This window comes from Halorubrum sp. SP9 (assembly GCF_005435015.1).
Classification (GTDB): domain Archaea; phylum Halobacteriota; class Halobacteria; order Halobacteriales; family Haloferacaceae; genus Halorubrum; species Halorubrum sodomense.
On record NZ_SGXU01000739.1, the window covers coordinates 1 to 227 of the forward strand.

A 227-nucleotide genomic window follows, 5' to 3' on the forward strand; every position below is an offset into this window, starting at 1 on the left:
GGATCCGGGACACGAGCCCGCTGCCGCCCGACGTCACGGCGGACCTCGTCGACCGGATCGACGCGATGACGCGGGGGGTGGTGATCGGCCACATCTCCGTCTCGCTGCTTCAGGCCGTCATCGCCGGGCTCGGGCTCTGGGTCGCCGGGATCCCCAACGTGGTGTTCTGGACGTTCGTGATGGCGGTGCTGGCGCTTTTACCGCTCATCGGCGCCTTCTTCGTGTGG

1 protein-coding gene is annotated in these 227 nt (G+C 68.7%); it reads left to right on the top strand.

Going from position 1 to position 227, the window contains the following annotated elements:
* The coding region (locus EXE45_RS19175) for an AI-2E family transporter (RefSeq protein ID WP_137695215.1) at positions 1-227 on the top strand (227 nt) is incomplete at both ends.